The organism is Ruegeria atlantica, assembly GCF_001458195.1.
In the GTDB taxonomy this organism is placed as follows: domain Bacteria; phylum Pseudomonadota; class Alphaproteobacteria; order Rhodobacterales; family Rhodobacteraceae; genus Ruegeria; species Ruegeria atlantica.
In genome coordinates this window covers 1-16,341 of the sequence record NZ_CYPU01000044.1, presented here as the reverse complement: position 1 = coordinate 16,341, position 16,341 = coordinate 1, and the positions used below count along the sequence as shown (strand labels likewise).

General features: G+C 56.8%; 12 protein-coding genes and 2 pseudogenes. 7 read left to right on the top strand and 7 right to left on the bottom strand.

Annotation, left to right across the window (positions count from 1 at the left end):
• The coding region (gene terL, locus RUA4292_RS14745; protein ID WP_058278302.1) for a phage terminase large subunit at positions 1–1,066 on the top strand (1,066 nt) is incomplete at its 5' end.
• A gap of 332 nt (positions 1,067–1,398) precedes the next feature.
• Here the strand turns inward: terL and RUA4292_RS14740 are convergent.
• From RUA4292_RS14740 to RUA4292_RS14725, 4 genes are read right to left on the bottom strand one after another with little or no spacing between them, the layout of a single operon-like run.
• The gene (locus RUA4292_RS14740) at positions 1,399–2,244 is read right to left on the bottom strand and encodes a crotonase/enoyl-CoA hydratase family protein (RefSeq protein WP_058278301.1); all 846 of its coding nucleotides are present in this window, start codon (positions 2,242–2,244) and stop codon (positions 1,399–1,401) included.
• Between the two features lie 2 nt (positions 2,245–2,246).
• Positions 2,247–3,680 carry an aldehyde dehydrogenase family protein gene (locus RUA4292_RS14735; RefSeq protein ID WP_058278300.1) on the bottom strand — a complete coding sequence of 478 codons (1,434 nt, stop codon included), beginning with the start codon at positions 3,678–3,680 and terminating at the stop codon, positions 2,247–2,249.
• 15 nt (positions 3,681–3,695) lie between these two features.
• Positions 3,696–5,300 (bottom strand): class I adenylate-forming enzyme family protein, encoded by a 1,605-nt coding sequence (locus tag RUA4292_RS14730; protein ID WP_058278299.1) that lies wholly within the window; start codon positions 5,298–5,300, stop codon positions 3,696–3,698.
• Between the two features lie 2 nt (positions 5,301–5,302).
• Positions 5,303–6,514, bottom strand: coding sequence for an aminomethyl transferase family protein (locus RUA4292_RS14725; RefSeq protein ID WP_058278298.1), 1,212 nt, complete (start codon positions 6,512–6,514; stop codon positions 5,303–5,305).
• 152 nt (positions 6,515–6,666) lie between these two features.
• Between RUA4292_RS14725 and RUA4292_RS14720 the strand changes: the two genes are divergently transcribed.
• Positions 6,667–7,551, top strand: coding sequence for a LysR substrate-binding domain-containing protein (locus tag RUA4292_RS14720; protein WP_058278297.1), 885 nt, complete (start codon positions 6,667–6,669; stop codon positions 7,549–7,551).
• A gap of 202 nt (positions 7,552–7,753) precedes the next feature.
• Here the strand turns inward: RUA4292_RS14720 and RUA4292_RS14715 are convergent, their stop codons facing one another.
• Entirely contained in the window at positions 7,754–9,616 is a 1,863-nt protein-coding gene (locus RUA4292_RS14715; RefSeq protein ID WP_082637129.1) for a tetratricopeptide repeat protein, read from the bottom strand.
• Between the two features lie 418 nt (positions 9,617–10,034).
• Here RUA4292_RS14715 and RUA4292_RS14710 point away from each other — a divergent pair.
• A pseudogene (locus RUA4292_RS14710) lies at positions 10,035–10,568 on the top strand (transposase); the annotation flags it as partial.
• A 316-nt stretch (positions 10,569–10,884) separates the two neighbouring features.
• Here RUA4292_RS14710 and RUA4292_RS14705 read toward each other — a convergent pair.
• On the bottom strand, positions 10,885–11,466 hold the full coding sequence (locus tag RUA4292_RS14705; RefSeq protein WP_267885457.1) for a TetR/AcrR family transcriptional regulator: 582 nt from the start codon (positions 11,464–11,466) through the stop codon (positions 10,885–10,887).
• 86 nt (positions 11,467–11,552) lie between these two features.
• Between RUA4292_RS14705 and RUA4292_RS14700 the strand changes: the two genes are divergently transcribed.
• Entirely contained in the window at positions 11,553–12,026 is a 474-nt protein-coding gene (locus RUA4292_RS14700) for a cupin domain-containing protein (RefSeq protein WP_058278303.1), read from the top strand.
• 10 nt (positions 12,027–12,036) lie between these two features.
• Here the strand turns inward: RUA4292_RS14700 and RUA4292_RS14695 are convergent, their stop codons facing one another.
• The gene (locus RUA4292_RS14695) at positions 12,037–12,444 is read right to left on the bottom strand and encodes a (R)-mandelonitrile lyase (protein ID WP_058278294.1); all 408 of its coding nucleotides are present in this window, start codon (positions 12,442–12,444) and stop codon (positions 12,037–12,039) included.
• Positions 12,445–13,027: 583 nt separating this feature from the next.
• Between RUA4292_RS14695 and RUA4292_RS14690 the strand changes: the two genes are divergently transcribed.
• The 3 genes and pseudogenes from RUA4292_RS14690 to RUA4292_RS25715 form a co-directional block, all read left to right on the top strand.
• Positions 13,028–15,016, top strand: coding sequence for a DUF3604 domain-containing protein (locus RUA4292_RS14690; protein WP_058278293.1), 1,989 nt, complete (start codon positions 13,028–13,030; stop codon positions 15,014–15,016).
• A 172-nt stretch (positions 15,017–15,188) separates the two neighbouring features.
• Complete coding sequence (locus RUA4292_RS14685; RefSeq protein ID WP_058278292.1) at positions 15,189–15,896, top strand: IS6 family transposase; 708 nt, start codon at positions 15,189–15,191, stop codon at positions 15,894–15,896.
• Positions 15,897–15,945: 49 nt separating this feature from the next.
• Positions 15,946–16,059, top strand: a pseudogene (locus RUA4292_RS25715) (IS6 family transposase); the annotation flags it as partial.
• Positions 16,060–16,341: the final 282 nt, after the last annotated feature.

Sequence of the window (16,341 nt, the reverse complement as noted above, 5' to 3'; positions counted from 1 at the left end):
AGGAGGCGGGCGCAAATCTGTCTCTCTTGGCGGCGGCATAACTGGCTTCGGTGCAAACCTCATTATCATCGATGATCTGGGTAAACCCTCCGAAATGCGCCACGATACGTACCGGCAGGAGTTGCGTGACTTCTTCGATCAGACCCTGTTCTCACGGCTGAACGACAAGCGCACGGACCGTATTGTCTCGATCCAGCAGCGATTGCACCCGGATGACTTCTCCGCCTACCTTTTGGAAAAGGACACGTTTAACCATCTATGTTTGCCGTCGATCGCGGAGATCCCTGAAGAGATCTCGCTCTACAACAATCGTGTGCTGACGCGTCGGCCAGGGGACTTGTTGAACCCAGAGCGGGAACCGCAGGAGATTCTTGATCGGATCAAGGCCGACATAGGCAATTTTGCTTTCCAGGCTCAGTATCAACAGAACCCCACAGACGGTGAAAACGAATTTCTCTCAATGTCCGACTTGCATCTGGTGGATACCTTGCCGGATGAAAGCGTGTTTGTACGACGCGTTCAAAGTTGGGATACGGCGGCGAAGGAAGGTCCGCGTTCTGACTTTACGGTGGGACTGACGTTTGGTTGGCATGCGTATGAAGAAAGATGGTACTTACTCGACGTCTTTCGTGATCGAACGAACTATACAGAGGTGCGGAACGCTGTTCTTCGATTGCGCAAACAGTGGCGCGCGGATCGGGTCCTGATCGAGTCTTCGGCGATGGGTATCCACCTTCTGGATGAATTAAAACGCACCGCAGCAGGTGTTTACATGCCCGTCAACGTTGTCACCGGCAAACTGGATCGCTTCATCCCACAGACCGACTGGATTAAATCTGGCAAGTTAGTCATCCCCACGGACAAGCCCTGGTTTGATGAGTTCCGTAGGGAACTGCTGGCGTTTCCCGATGCTCTTAAAGATGATCAGGTGGATGCTCTGACTCAGTTCGCCGAATACATGCGTCGAAGCCAAGGCACATATCTAGATACAGATCCCTACACTGGCCGCCGCCAAGGCAACTATCGACCCGAACGACCAAGAAGGGAAGATCGCATGCGGTTCTGACCCCATGCGAGGGCTCTTTACAGCGAGCTGGGAGTGGATATCGAAATCTTCGACCTCCAACGTCTGCGATGAAGTGCAAAGCTGCCGTTAGGGCCAACTGCAGCGAAGGTCCGCTCCGAGCCCAACCTGTGAATTCGATTTTCTTGCTGCGCGCGCGCGCAGCGCGCCTCCCCGCCGCACTGCCGAATTTTACTCGCTGCATGGCAGAGAAGAATGCAGCCATTCCGGCAGGCCGCAGCAAATCTGAAACCTCGCATTCACACTGTGCGGAACCTTACAGCTATTTGGTCAATCAAGCCGAAGCACTGATTTCGGTTGCCGTACCCGAATTATCAGTCGAAGGGTTTGTTGCGAGTCCAGTCGAATGTTCCGGCATCCCGTTCCTGCACCGCCTGCTTCCAGCCGACTTGCTCCACGCGGGCTTTGAAATTCATGCCCTCGGGTGAATGGCGGGTGATGCCGTCGAACACGGTGGCAAGGCGCTGCGTCTGGTTGATCTTTTCCTCGACTGCAGCGTTGATCACCATTTTCTGCATGGCCAATTGGTTGATCGGCACGGATGCCATCCGGGCGGCCAGCGCCTCGACTTCGGCATCGAGCTGAGCGTCAGGCACGGATTTCAGCACCAGCCCCATCTCTGCGGCTTCAACGCCGGTTATCTTGTCACCCGTGAACATCATGCGCTTGGCCTTTTCCGGCCCCAGTCGGTGCACCCACATCGCCGTTGTCGGGCAGCCCCAGACACGTGTTGGCATATAACCGATTTGCGCGGTGTCGCCCATGACAGTCAGGTCTGCGCAGAGCGCAATATCTGATCCGCCCGCGACGGCGTGTCCATGCACCTTGCAGATCACCGGCTTCATCGCCCGAAAGAGCGACATGAAGGCCTGCGTGTTCGCCCACATGAACTGGAAATCCTGCATTGGGTCCCAGGGCATGTCCTGCACCACCTTGTTGGGGCCGTTGCCCGCCGCGTAGTGGGCCAGATCGTAGCCTGCGCAAAATGCCTTTCCTGCGCCGGACAGGACCATCACGTGCACGTCGCGATCATGGTCGGCCTCTGCAACCGCCGCCGCCAGTTCGCGCGGCAGATCATCGTCGATCGCATTCATCACTTCAGGTCGGTTCAGGGTGATCCGCCCGATCCGGCCATCTTTCTCGTACAGAACCTTTGCCATGCTCACTCCCAATCGCTGACGGCCTTGACCTCAAGGAATTCCTCAAGACCCCAGACACCACCTTCACGGCCATTGCCCGACTGCTTCATGCCGCCGAAAGGCGAGCCCGCACCGCCGAATTTTCCGTTCATCTCAACCATACCGGACCGCAGCCCGCGCGCCACCCGACGAGCGCGTGTTTTGTCGGCAGTCTGAACATAATTCGTCAGACCATAGGGCGTGTCATTGGCAAGCGCGATGGCCTCCTCTTCGGTGTCAAACGGTGTCATCACAAGAACCGGCGCAAAGATTTCTTCCTTCCAGATCGTCATGTCCGGCGTGACATCTGCAAAGATCGAGGGGCGCACGAAGTGGCCTCGATTCAGCCCCACAGGGCGGCCAAGGCCACCTGCGACCAGCGTGGCGTGTTCGTCAATGCCGCTCTTGATCAGATATTGGATCTTGTTGAACTGCAATTCCGACACAACTGGCCCGATCTGGCGACCTTCGATATCCGCTGGTCCGACCTCTGTTTTCTCGGCTATCGTACGGGCGGTTTCAACGGCTTGGTCATAGACCCCGCGTTCCACCAGCATGCGGGTCGGCGCGTTGCAGGACTGGCCCGAGTTGTTGAAACAATGACGCACGCCGCGCGTAACGGCCTTTTCATCTGCATCGGCGAAGATGATGTTGGCCCCCTTGCCCCCCAGTTCAAGGCTGACGCGTTTCACGGTGTCGGCCGCGGCCTTGCTAATCGCGACACCAGCACGGGTCGACCCGGTGAAGCTGACCATGTCCACGTCTGGGTGCGACGTGAGATGCGCGCCAACGCCAGTGCCATCTCCGTTCACAAGATTGAACACACCGGGCGAGAAACCTGCCTCATCAATCATCTCGGCCAGCAGAATGGCGCTGAGCGGCGACAGTTCCGATGGTTTCAGCACCACCGTACAGCCTGCCGCCAGCGCCGGGGCGACCTTCAGCATCACCTGGTTCATCGGCCAGTTCCACGGGGTGATCAGAGCGCAGACACCGACCGGCTCGTAAAGGATCATGTCGCTGGGCGCGTGCTCCCCAAGGGGACGCTCAAAGGCGAAAGCCTTGGCCGCCCGAATGGTGTTCTTGAGATGCCCCGCCCCGGCACCGACCTGTGCAGTTCTTGCAAGCGCAATAGGTGCGCCCATCTCAACGCTGATGGCCTGTGCCATGTCTTCGGCCCGCGATTTGTAGACCTCCATCAACCGTTCCAGTAATGCGATCCGGCCCAAAGGATCTGTTGCCGCCCACGCCGGGAAAGCTGCCTTGGCTGCGGCGACGGCTGCGTCAGCATCTGCGACGCCACCCAAAGTGATCGTGGCGATCTTCTCTTCAGTAGACGGGTTCTCAACCGCCATTTCGCGCCCGTCGACCGAGGCGACCCACCCGCCATTGATATAGTGTTTGGATGCGTCTTGCATGGCAGTTCCTGTCTGTCAGAGTTCAGAATATTCCCCGGCGACGAAACGATCGCGGAGAACAAATTTCTGGATTTTGCCCGAGCCGGTCAGGGGAAAGCTCTCGACCTGTACCCAGACATTCGGGGTTTTCTGCGGGGACATGTTTGCGCGGCAATGGGCATGCAGCGCGCCTTTTTCGAGTGGTCCTGTGCCGCGGATGAACGCGCCGATGACCTCGCCCCATTTCGGGTCCGGCAAGCCGACCACGGCGACCTCGGCCACTTGCGCGTGTTCCAACAAGCAGTTCTCGATCTCGGCCGGGAAATGGTTCTCGCCGCCGCGGATGATCATCTCTTTGACGCGGCCCGTGACGGTTACATAGCCGCGCGCATCCATCCGGCCCAGATCGCCGGTGTGCAGCCAACCCATCGCGTCGACGGTCTCGGACGTGGCCTTGGGGTTGTCGTTGTATTCCAGCATGACGCAGGGGCCGCAGGCACAGATTTCCCCGACCTCTCCGACGGCGACAACGCTATTGTCATCGACACTGCGGATTGAGACCTCGGTCTGAGCCACCGGCTGGCCAGCCGTATTGCAGATGTCGTCGATACTGTCTGACAAATGGTGTTGAGTGATCACCGGACAGTGTTCTGTCTGACCATAAAGCGTCGAGAATCCGGCGCCCATCAGGTTCTGCACTCGGCGCACCAATTCCGGGGCCACCATCGAGCCACCGCAACTGACAAGTTTTAGGGCAGCGAGGTCGCGTGGGCGCCCTTCCTGAGTGTCGAGCAAGGCTACCACCATGGTCGGGACGCCAAGTATGATGTCCGCGCTGCTCGCTTCCAACTGGTCCAGTACAACATCCGGATCAAACAGGCTGACCAACACCATCCGGCACCCCGCCTGAAGGCAGCCAAGGGTGACCATGCCGCAGCCCGAGGTATGGAACATCGGCATGATGTTGATCCATGTGGTTGCCTCGGTGACCCCGCAGCGCCTGGCATAGAACCGCGCGTTATTGACCAGCCCGCGATGGCTGAGCACCGCCCCTTTGGGAAAGCCAGTGGTGCCGGACGTGTACTGGATCATCGCGGCATCGGTCGGGGCGACGTCGGGCACAGCAGGCGGTCGCGCCCCTTGTGCGTAAAGCGCTGTGCTTTCCATGTCAGTGACTTCTCGCACCGTTGAAATATTCGCCGACACCTCAGCCCCGATCCGGCCCATCGGGTTGCCGCGAAATTCTTCGACAAGAAACAAGGCGACCGCGCCGGATTGTTCCAGCACATAGGCCAATTCCCGCGCCTGAAAGGCCGGGTTCGCAGTAACCAGCACCAGCCCGGACAGCGCACAGGCATATTCCATCAGGACCCATTCGGGGCTGTTGGGCGACCAGATGACCACCCGCTCGCCGGGCGCAAACCGGGTGGAGAGCGCCATGGCCAGCCGCTCGGAGTCGGCCAGCAGTTCGGCGTAAGTCCAACGCCGCCCTGTCGATCCGTCCTGCCTGACTTCCACAAGGGCCTCTGCATCAGGCCGCGCGACAGTAACCTCGCGCAGCAATGCGCCGATGGTGATCTCGTGCGTCTCCATGTCGGACTGGACCGGAGCATGGGAGGTGAGGAGCGCTAGGTCATACATGGTTATTCCGCCGCTATTGGGCTTGTGGGGATGTCCACCAGCTTGCCGCGTGGTATCAGGCGGTCCGCATCATACATCGGCAGGGTGCAGAGCTCACCGCTCTGGGTGGAACCATCAGCGCAAAGCACGTCCACCTTTGTGCCCGAACCCTGTGCAGGGACATCCATGCGCACGATGCAGACACCGCAGCCCTGATAGGGCGAATAGCCCGAAGAACAGACCCGGCCGACCTCTTCGCCATCAATGGTGATGACGCGGCCAAGCTGTGCGACACCGCCGGTGACCCGCATGCCCCAGGTGCGGCAGGATTTGTCAGCTGCCTCCAGCGCTTTGCGGCCAACAAAATCGCGATCATCAAATTCGACAAATCCGCCAAGCCCTGCCTCAAACGGCGTCGTCTCCGCCCCGAAATCCGAGCCGGCATTGAGCAACCCTGCCTCGATCCGCCGCGCGCGGAACACTGGTGTTCCGGTCAGCAGAATGCCGAAGGCAGCACCTGCCTCCATAATCTTGTCACCGATGGCGGGGATGTCGGTGTCGGGTAACATGTAGACTTCCCAGCCCAGTTCATTGGTGAAGCCCGAGCGGCTAATCCAGCAGGTCTGCCCCGCGATGGAAACCTCGGCGCAGTCGAAATAGCGGAAAGGATCGGGCATGGGGCCGTCCAGCACAGCAGCCAGCAAATCCAGCGACCGTGGGCCTTGAATCTGGCTGACCCAGACATTCGGGTCGTGGATTTTCACGTCTAGCCCTTCGGCGTGGGCCTTGTACCAGCTGAATAGGTCGCCGTCGGCCTGCGCCATCCAGAACCTGTCCTGCGACAACCGCAACAGCACCCCGTCGGTGATCATGCCGCCATCGTGATAGCAGGCAAACTGATAGGAACAGCGCCCCGGCTTCACCTTGCTGACACTCCGGGTGAACACCTTGTTCAGCAGGGCCTCAGAATCCGGCCCGCTAATCTCGATTGGCAATTCGCCGGTGTGGCGGAAAATGACATTGGTGCGCACGGCCCAATACATCTCGTCATCCGTGGCCGTGTCCAGCTTTTCTGGCGTCAGGCGCAAGTTATAGAGCGTGTATTCGGGATCATATGGCAGTTCCATGTAGCTCAGCGGATGGGCCGGCATGGTGCGGGCCAATTCGCGCGGTCGCGCGCCCTGATTGGGGAGAGCTTTGGCAACGAAGCGGAAGTGGGAAAGGTCAGTTGTCATATTGTTCACCGTTCAGATTTGTTAGACGCCTGCGGGTGATCTTCGACAAGGACAGATGGGTGCCACGCATTGAGTTAGTGATATTGGACCAACTGCGCTCAGCGCAAATCTAATGATTTGCACAAGTCGTTCGAAAAAATTAGACAATATTTATGCGCTTTCGTTCTTATGATGCCCTCAAGATCTTTGATGCCGTTGCCCGCACTCTGTCGATGACCAAGGCGGCGGACGAGGTGCATCAGTCGAAAGGGTCGATCAGTTACCAAATCAACAAGCTTGAAGCCGAGCTAGGCTTTCGTCTGTTCGAGCGCGCGCACGCAAAACTGGGACTGACAGAAGAAGGGCGCAGATTGTGGCATGTGTCCCAAACGGCCCTGAGCCAGATCGACCGTGAAATCGAAGACCTGCGTGGCACTGTCTCAGGTGCCGTGACCGTTGGCGCGCTGACCTACTTCTCTTCACGCTGGCTGTCGCCAAGGCTCACCCGCTTTTTTGAGGCCAATCCCGGTATCAGCCTGCGGATCGAACCGTTCAATTCCGTCGACATGATGAGATCGGTCAAAGTCGACATGGCAATCCTCTGGGGAATTGACGGCTGGGAGGGTCATAAGAGCGAACTTCTTCTGTCCCTGCCTGCTGTGCCAACCGCCAGCCGTGCAGTTGCTGAGCAGGTAAGGCAGCTTGGATTGCCCGAAGCGGTCAGGCAGCTTCCGCTCTTGGGTGACAGCTCCGGCGATGCGGGGTGGCGCACCTGGCACAAAGCTGCAGGGCTGCCGTACGCACCCAGCCGGTCCAGCTTGACGGTTCCTGACTCAAACAGCCGCGTTCAGGCGGTGGTGGATGGTCAGGGGTTGGCGCTTTGGGATGATCTGATCGCGCCAGAAATTGACGACGGCACGCTTGTCCGCTTGTCCGATGTCAGAGTTGAAAACGCGGGTTACTTTGTCATTTTCACGGATCAGCCGATGTCTCAGGGCGCAGAGGCATTCTTGGACTGGTTGCGGGCTGAAAATGATCGCAGCGAGAGGCGGGCCTGAAATCCTGCGGGTTTGCTGCTCTTGAACGGCCGGTTTGGAGAAATCTGCCGCGTCGCCGCGCGATTCATACCGCATTTGCGAAAGGTTTCTGCGTCCGCAATAGAGGCATAAGCAAAAGGTAGCAAAGTCCGCGTTGCGGACATTCGGGGAATATCGATCAATGACAGCTGTGCGGACAAAACGGTCATAAGTTTCGGCAGCGCTACAACGGCATTCCAGAAGATTCCATAGCTCCGAGCCAACGATCAAGAATACCCGGTGCAATCCATAGGCCGACATTAACGTCCTGTTCTCGTGACACAGTCCAGTCTGGGTTTTCAGCTATGTAGACGGTCATTGCCTGTTTGGCTTCCTCGTCATTGCCAAGGCAGTGATGAATTGCAGCCAGCATCTTGTTGGCAGCTATAGGCATTGAATGCGACGACTGAAACGTCTTGAGTGCTTTGTCACAATCTCCTACCTGCCATTGAATTCTAGCTTTTTCCCAGTGAATGTCGTGCCCATAAAAAGGATCTACGAGTTCGGCCTCTGCAATCACCTCCAAAGCTTCTTCAGTCTCTCCGATAAAGCCCAACGTCTGCGCCAACGTGGTTCTTGCAAACGATGATGATGGATTGAGCTCAATCGCACGACGGAACGCGTTTGCCGCGGCGTCAGGATCATTGTTCATCGTCAAGGCGCGCCCCAATGCGTGATAGGCCATGAAGTTGTTGGGATCGAGCTCTACCCCCCGACGAGCCAGATCGAGCATTCTTTTGCGAATTTCCTCTTCGTCACCTTCGATCCAGCCGTAGCGCAGGCCGATCCGCAGTGAGAGCGCCTGCCCAAGATGGCCCCAAGCAGAGTCTGGGTAGTCTTTAAGGGATTGTTCCTGTTCCTCGATGTTCTTCAACAGGCTCTCACGGCTGAAGTTTCTCATGATCCGGCTCTGCGCAGCATTCGCAATCATCAGCGCGCTGACATCGTCTTTGGTCATGCGCGCCACCTCGGTCTCAATGACCTTGTTTCCAACAGATTCGGCGACATTCAAACTGATCACATTGTTCGTTTTCAGCAAATCTTCGAGAGGGACATCGACATCATCAGCCCAGATATGCGCTTCCGTCTCGCCATCAATCAAATGCGCCGAAATCTGTAGCCGAGCGCCATCATACTGTTGGGTCCCTTCGAGAATAAAGTTGGCACCCAATTGATCGGCAATTTCAGAGATGCCCAGATCGGAGTCACGGAACTTGAAGCTGGATCGCCTTGAAATCACTTTCATCTGAGGATATCGCGCTAAGGACGTGATGATCCCGCCGCTTACGGCGTCGCTCAAGAAGCCTTTGTGTTCTGCGCTACTGAAGTCCTCAAAAGGTAGAACGGCAATAACCGGCGGTTCAGAGGACTCCAGTCGCAAGAAATTCAAGGTAACTGCAACGGTCAGAACCACAATTCCAGCGGCCAGCACCCACCTCTTTACATTGCGGGGCGGTGCTTCAACTACCGGTTTCGTTATCTTCTGAGGAGTATCCATGGCAAGCGCTTGCGAGCGCTCGTCCAACTCAACTCGATAAACCTCCACCGGCGCGGATATATTCTTTACCTCTTGCGGACCCATCGGTGTAAAGGTGAGATCGAGCTTGTCGTTCACCTGATCAAAGGCTGTTCGCGCTATACAAATGCCACCAGGGTCAGCGAGCCCTTCGATCCGAGCAGCAACATTCACGCCGTCTCCGTATATGTCGTCCCCCGCTACAATGACGTCACCCACGTTGATCCCAATGCGAAACTGAATGCGCTTATCGTCAGCATTGCCTGTTTGGGCCGCAGCAACAGCGTACTGTACGTCTACCGCAAAGCGTACCGCATCGATGACGCTGGCAAACTCAACGAGGCTTCCGTCTCCCATAAGTTTAACGATGCGGCCGTTGTGCCGTTGGATACGAGGATCTATCTCAGTGCGCCGGAGATCTTGGAGCGCAGTCAGGGTGCCGCTTTCGTCGCGACTCATTAGGCTCGAATAGCCCACGACGTCAGCCGAGAGGATCGTCGTCAATCTGTGTTCGTATCCGTCGATTTCCAAGGCTCTGATCTCCGCTTAGTCGAACCTATCTCAAACAGGAGCCACTCGTCGAGTAGACTGAGATTGGCTGAAAAGCGTTGGATGACGGTTCAAGTGAACAGCGTCGGCTTAGGGCTCATAGTCGCGTTCTCTGCTGTTTGCACCAATGACGAGTGGCAGCCCAAACCGGACATTCCAAACTAGGCTATGCAAATCCCGAGATGCGGGACAGAGCCGCAATCCACTCAGCGTAAGGCGATGACCGGTCTCAGCCCAAAGCATGCGTAATTGGGCTGACCCTGATCAGAGGTTGAGCTCCCGATAGGATCACAGGACATCTGTGAACATGGGAGATTTTGAATGGAATATTATGCGGGCTTGGATGTATCGCTGCGGGCTTGCGCGGTTTGCGTTGTCGACGACAAAGGCACAGTTGTGTGTGAGCGGGATGGTCGAGATGGACGAAGTTCTGGCCCACGCGATGCTGCCACTGCTCGACGCTCGGCTAGTTCTGTATCAGCATTTCCTGGAACTGGACCGGAGGGTCAAACGCGCGGCCAGCCAGAATGAGGTGTGCATGCGCCTGATGACTGTCCCCGGCGTCGGGCCGATTGCTGCTTTGACCTTCAAGGCTGCTGTCGATGATCCTGCGCGATTCAAACGGTCTCGCACCGTGGCGGCCCACTTTGGCTTGACGCCCCGAAGATACCAGTCTGGTGAACACGACAATCCTGGCCGGATATCCAAGGCCGGGGATCGAGATGTGAGGGCGGCGCTCTACGCCGCCGCGAACGCCCTGCTTATGCGAACCATGGCCGGATCGCAGATCAAGTCATGGGGCATGCGCTTGATGCGTACAAAAGGGCGTCGCCGCGCAGTTGTAGCTGTCGCCCGTAAACTGGCTGTCCTGCTGCACCGTATGTGGGCAGATGGCACCGAGTTCCGTTCGGAAAAGCGGGAGGGCATGGCATGAACTAAACGCCCAACACCAATCTGAACGGGATCGTCCTCACCGGACGAGGTGCGTGGATGAAGCCGAAAATGTCTGCTGCGCCTCCAAAGCGCGTCTCAAAGCGAGGCTCTCCACTGCCAATCCGACACATGCGTGCAGCGGTGCCCCACGTGGTATCACCCAGACTGCGAAGAGAAGCGTGACCCGGATGAGCGACAATGATTCCACACGACAAAGGAAAACGAGCTTGACCCAAACGCCCAATTAGAGAAGCAGACGTTAAACTGGTGTTTATAGGCCAGCAGTATTCGGACAAAGTCGGCATCTGAATTCTGCCCTAGTTTTTTGGCAAGTACCGATCCAACAAAGCATCAACCAACCCTTCCTGAAGTTGGTAGCCAGTTGCTTCGTCCACACGCAAGATGTCTTCAAGAATAACAAGTTGTTCCATGCCGGTCGTCATGGACAATCGCTTTGCCAGGTCATCAATTTCCTTCGGCTCCATCAATGAATGAACTGGTTCGAGCGCTTCAATAAAAGCCGCCACTCTTCTAGCCCCACGCATTTTGACCGTTCCATTCTCAAGTGATGCCTTGAGTGATTCCGCCAGAAACTGCCGGAAGTGCGCCTCATGAACCCGAGAGAAATCCAGATAGTAGCGCGCGACGACATGTACACGGCTCCTGACGTTATTCAGTCCCTCGAGAAGTTCTGACGTTGGAGTAACTTCAAGGTCGAGCGTCGCGTCTAAAGCCAAAACACTTGGGTCAGAAAAGTAACGATAGACCGTCGCACGGCTGGTTTTGGCGCGTTCAGCGACTTTTGCTAGCGTGACTTCTTTGCCCTCCGACATCAATTCTCGAGCGGCCGAAAGAAGTGCTTCTCGCGTTCGGTTGATTTGATTTGTACGAGGTGCCAATTCTAAGCCTTTTGTGATACACTTGTCTCATAAGTAGATTTTTGTATCATAAGAGCAATATGTTTCAAGTAAAGGGAGTCGCAGTTATGACTGAACCTCGCCCGCGAGTTTATCATCTTCTTGGGAACCTTTTGACCTTCCACGCCTTTCCCAGTGAGACAGGAAATCGTTGCACAATCGTTGAGATAAAGACGGCTCCGGGTGCCGGTGCGCCACCCAATCATCATGCAGGCGAAGATGAGAGCTTCTATGTGCTCGACGGTGAGTTCGAGTTCTTCTTGAATGGTGAGACAGTCAGCGCAAAAGGCGGTGACTTCGTCAAAGTTCCGGATGGCGCAGTGCACGCGTTTACTTGTACCGGGGAACGGCCCGGCCGGCTACTGTGCATAAACGCTCCCGGCGCGATGCATGACACTTTCTTCACCGAAGCGGGTGAAGCAATGCCTGACGGTACGACTGATATTCCGGCGCCAGATGGACCACCAGACATTCCGGCGATCATGGCCGTGGCAGGTCGAGTGGGAATGACTATCCTTGCGCCTGCGGACGTTCCCAGCTAACGGACGCGCTTCATTCCGCGCGCGTTGCGCTGTAATCCTCGTCTGTAACGTGCTCCATCCAATCCGCAGTCTTGCCCTCGACAGCCGCCTGCACAGCGAGATGGGTCATCGCGCAGTCTGGCGACGCGCCGTGCCAATGCCGCTCTCCAGGCGCGAACCACACCGTATCGCCAGGGCGCAACACCTGCACCGGCTGCCCCTCAGTTGCAGCCAGGCCTAGGCCCGACAAAACATGGAGCGTTTGACCGGCAGGGTGCGTGTGCCAAGCTGTCCGTGCGCCGGGCTCAAAAGTCACTGTAAGGATCTTGACCGGCGAGGGATCGTTCCCTGTCACAACGGGATCAAAGCGGACCTTGCCGGTGAAATACTCATTGCCGGGAAATTGAGAAGGACGGCCCCCGGCGCGGTAAATTTCCATGATGTGCTCCCTTGCTGCCCTTGGGGACTTAGCAGAGTTCTGATTTCGAACCCAGAGGCTCGCCGGGTCAAAGCGGTCATCTGAGCAGCATTGTCGAGTGCCCAATAGACTGGAACCAGTCGTTGGTTTGAATAGGGCCTACGTCCGAGTTGCGGACTAAGCGGCCGGTCGCAAGATCCCAGCTGGTGTCAGTTTATGGACAAAGCGGCAGTCGCCGATATCGTCAGATCAGCACAAGTCGCGTGGCTCTGCCAGACAGCCCGAGTTGTAAAGCCAGTGCACTTGGCGCGGGAGTTGGGCCAGCAGCCGCTAATGCTTGTAACGAACGGGATGCTCTGACCTTGTCGACGAGAGCGGATACAAGGTCCGCAGTTTGACAATCCGGGAGCGTCGTTTGCAGCACGACAGCGCCGCCGCATAGCCTCAAACAGAAAGCAAATCGGAACCCGCGTTACAGGGTCGTCTCTCTCTTAGAAGAATTCTGACGACAGAAAGGCATAGATGATGATCGCCGAATTTATCTTGCCACGCATTCACTTTTGATTACGTTAGTAACAAGCTGCTTGCTCCATGGGGTCCGACAATGAGTGTGCAATCTGAAAAAGGTCGCCTTGCGATCTCAGTGGCTATCTGTGTCGCTGGTCTAGGCGCTGCGACGTGCTCTGCGCTGGCGCAGGACGGGGTCTTGAATTCGGACGCAGGCGCCATTTCGAAAGACCGGCTTGCAGGTGTGGTCTCAAAGGAGCCGGATTACTCTCCTTGGGCAGGTCGGAATTATCCAACGAAACCTCTTTGGGGCGATACTCACCTGCACTCCGGCGCTTCTTTTGATGCTGGCGCCGCAGGGGCTACCGTTGGGCCGCGCGACGCCTACAGACTGGCGCGTGGCGAAGAGATTACGTCGTCGACCGGGCAGCAAGTGAGATTGTCGCGTCCATTGGACTTTCTTGTCGTGGCCGACCACTCGGACAACATGGGTTTCATGCCTGATCTGCTTTCTGGCAAGCCAGAAATCCTGGCCAACCCCAAAGGTCGCAAGTGGTACGATCTTATCAAATCGGGTAAGGGCGATGAGGCCTTCGTGGATATGCTGAAAGATTTGTTCCAGCAGCAATTCCCGGAAGAGATCATGTATGTTCCGGGTTCGAGAGGTTATGCAGCCACTTGGGAAAATAACATAGCAGCAGCAGAAGAGTTCAATGATCCCGGTCACTTCACGGCGTTTATCGCCTATGAATGGTCTGCCGCTCCAAAAGGAAACAACCTCCATCGAAACGTCATCTATCGTGACGGGGCTGACAAGGCGAGCCAGATGGAGCCGATCGTTACCCAGCCGCCGTTCGGCTCCCCCGATCCAACCACTCTCTGGGCATGGATGGAGTCCTACGAAGAGAAAACTGGCGGCAACCTCCTTGCGATCGCGCACAACGGGAACCTGAGCAACGGTGAAATGTTCCCCGTCATCGAAGCCTTTGGCAAGAAGATCGATGAGGAATGGATCACTACCCGCGCGAAGTGGGAGCCGCTCGTAGAAGTGTCGCAAACCAAGGGTACTTCGGAAGCTCACCCGGTGCTCTCCCCCGACGATGACTTCGCTGACTTTGAATTGTGGGACTGGGCCAATCTCGACGTCAGCGCCGTCAAGACGCCAGACATGCTTCCGACCGAATACGCCAGGGAGGCGCTAAAGAACGGCCTGAGGATGGAGCAGGACACCGGAACAAACCCGTACAAGTTTGGAATGATCGGATCGACGGATTCACATACCGGTTTGTCGACTGCTGAGGAGAGCAACTTCTTTGGCAAGATATCGACAGGTGAACCAAGCAAGGAGCGCCTTACGAGCGACTTCGTCCGGGCGGACGAAGTCGCGACAGGGATCGGTATTGCGGACTGGCAGGTAAGCGCGTCCGGCCGCATTGCGGTATGGGCCAACGAGAATACGCGCGCTTCGATCTTTGACGCAATGGAACGCAAGGAGGTCTTCGGGACTACCGGACCGCGGATGTCGGTCCGCTTGTTTGGCGGTTGGGATTTCGAGCCCGGTGACGAACAAGATCGCATGCTCGCCAGAACCGGGTACGAAAAGGGCGTGCCCATGGGCGGGGACCTTCTGCCCGCGCCGGAAGGCAAGTCGCCGACTTTCCTCGTCGCCGCGCTCAAGGATTCAATTGGGGCGAACCTGGACCGGATCCAGATTATCAAGGGTTGGGTCGATGCCAACGGCGAGACGCAGGAGCGCGTATACGATGTCGCAGTCTCCGACGGTCGTACAATCGATCCGGATGGCCGTTGCAGGACATCGGTAGGCAGCACAGTCGATATTGAAAATGCGACGTGGAAAAACACCATCGGCGCAGGCGAAATGGCAACCGTTTGGGAGGATCCCGATTTCGATCCGGCGCTTCGGGCTTTCTACTACGCTCGCGTGATCGAGATACCTACGCCGCGCTGGCCCGCCTATGACGTCAAACGCTATGGGAACGAGGCCGAGCCTGAGACACTGATGACAGTTACCGAGAGGGCCTATTCGTCTCCAATTTGGTACACGCCATTGAGTTCAGATGGGTAACTCTGAATAGGCAGGCGTCCCCCTTCAAACGACTGCTTCGGGCTCGAAGCAGTCATTCGCTGCGATTAAGTCGGACGACTGCTATATGAACTAAACCGCCTCTTACAAGGCCGTCGGTCTTGTCAGAAGAACTTGGGTTGAGCGGGGCAGGGGTGTTGCGTAGCTTTTGCCCATGACCAATCCTGCCTCTTTCAAGTATTTCAAAACCAGTCCCGAGATCATCCGCCTTGCGGTGATGCTGTACATCCGTTTCCCGCTCTCGCTTCGGAATGTCGAAGATCTGCTGCACGAGAGAGGCATCGACGTGAGCCACGAAACTATCCGATATTGGTGGAACAGGTTTGGCCCGATGTTTGCTGCTGAGATCAGACGGAAGCGTGTTCAGCAGCTGCGCGCATTCTCCAAATGGAAGTGGCACGTGGACGAGGTTTTCGTGAAGGTGAATGGCAAGCGGCACTATCTTTGGCGGGCTGTTGATCACGAAGGCGAGGTGCTGGAAGCCGTTGTCACCAAACGCCGAAACAAGGCTGCAGCACTGAAATTCCTCAAGAAGTTAATGAAGCGACACGGCAAAGCGGAAACCGTCGTGACGGATCGCTTCGCCTCATACAGAGCCGCGCTCAAAGAACTGGATGCACTCGAAAAACAAAGGACGGGCAGGTGGCTCAACAACCGCGTCGAGAACTCGCACCTGCCTTTCCGACGAAGAGAACGGGCCATGCTGCGTTTCAGGCGCATGCGAAGTTTACAGAAATTCGCCTCCATCCATTCTTCCGTTTACAACCACTTCAACCAGGAAAGATCGTTAGCCAGTCGAGACACCTTCAAGCTGACCCGCGCCGCCGCTCTTAGCGAGTGGCGTCAACTTTGTTCCGGATAAGTTCGCGATTTCCGCGGCAAACTGAGCCTAGTTCGAATTAGTCTGACAGCACCCCTCCGTCTACAATCACTTCAATCAGGAACGATCGCTCACCAGCCGAGACACATTCAAGCTGACCCGCGCCGCCGCTCTTAGCGAGTGGCGTCAACTTTGTTCCGGATAGGTTCGCGGTTTCCGTGGCAAACTGAGGCTGGTTCGAATTCGTCTGACAGCACCGCCACTCATACCTGTCTCACTTCAGTTGTGTTTTCTGACCCGGAATTGTGCCGCAATTCCCGCGAGTTGGCGCATGCGCTTTCAATCAGAGACGGAGCAGATCGTACACTCAGAGCGCAATTCCGGCCGCAGTCTCAGTGTCGCATTTTGGCGGGGTCGCTTTGGGCGGGATTTCCCTGATACCCGGCAATTTACAGGGAAATTTCGCGAAACAGGTCTGATTTCCGTC

Excerpts from the sequence above, each read along its gene's own strand:
- RUA4292_RS14720 (WP_058278297.1), top strand. The coding sequence starts at position 6,667 with ATGCGCTTTCGTTCTTATGATGCCCTCAAGATCTTTGATGCCGTTGCC.
- RUA4292_RS14740 (WP_058278301.1), bottom strand. The coding sequence starts at position 2,244 with ATGGCAAAGGTTCTGTACGAGAAAGATGGCCGGATCGGGCGGATCACC.
- RUA4292_RS14735 (WP_058278300.1), bottom strand. The coding sequence starts at position 3,680 with ATGCAAGACGCATCCAAACACTATATCAATGGCGGGTGGGTCGCCTCG.
- RUA4292_RS14685 (WP_058278292.1), top strand. The coding sequence starts at position 15,189 with ATGACCAATCCTGCCTCTTTCAAGTATTTCAAAACCAGTCCCGAGATC.
- RUA4292_RS14725 (WP_058278298.1), bottom strand. The coding sequence starts at position 6,514 with ATGACAACTGACCTTTCCCACTTCCGCTTCGTTGCCAAAGCTCTCCCC.
- RUA4292_RS14700 (WP_058278303.1), top strand. The coding sequence starts at position 11,553 with ATGACTGAACCTCGCCCGCGAGTTTATCATCTTCTTGGGAACCTTTTG.
- RUA4292_RS14690 (WP_058278293.1), top strand. The coding sequence starts at position 13,028 with ATGAGTGTGCAATCTGAAAAAGGTCGCCTTGCGATCTCAGTGGCTATC.
- RUA4292_RS14730 (WP_058278299.1), bottom strand. The coding sequence starts at position 5,300 with ATGTATGACCTAGCGCTCCTCACCTCCCATGCTCCGGTCCAGTCCGAC.
- RUA4292_RS14695 (WP_058278294.1), bottom strand. The coding sequence starts at position 12,444 with ATGGAAATTTACCGCGCCGGGGGCCGTCCTTCTCAATTTCCCGGCAAT.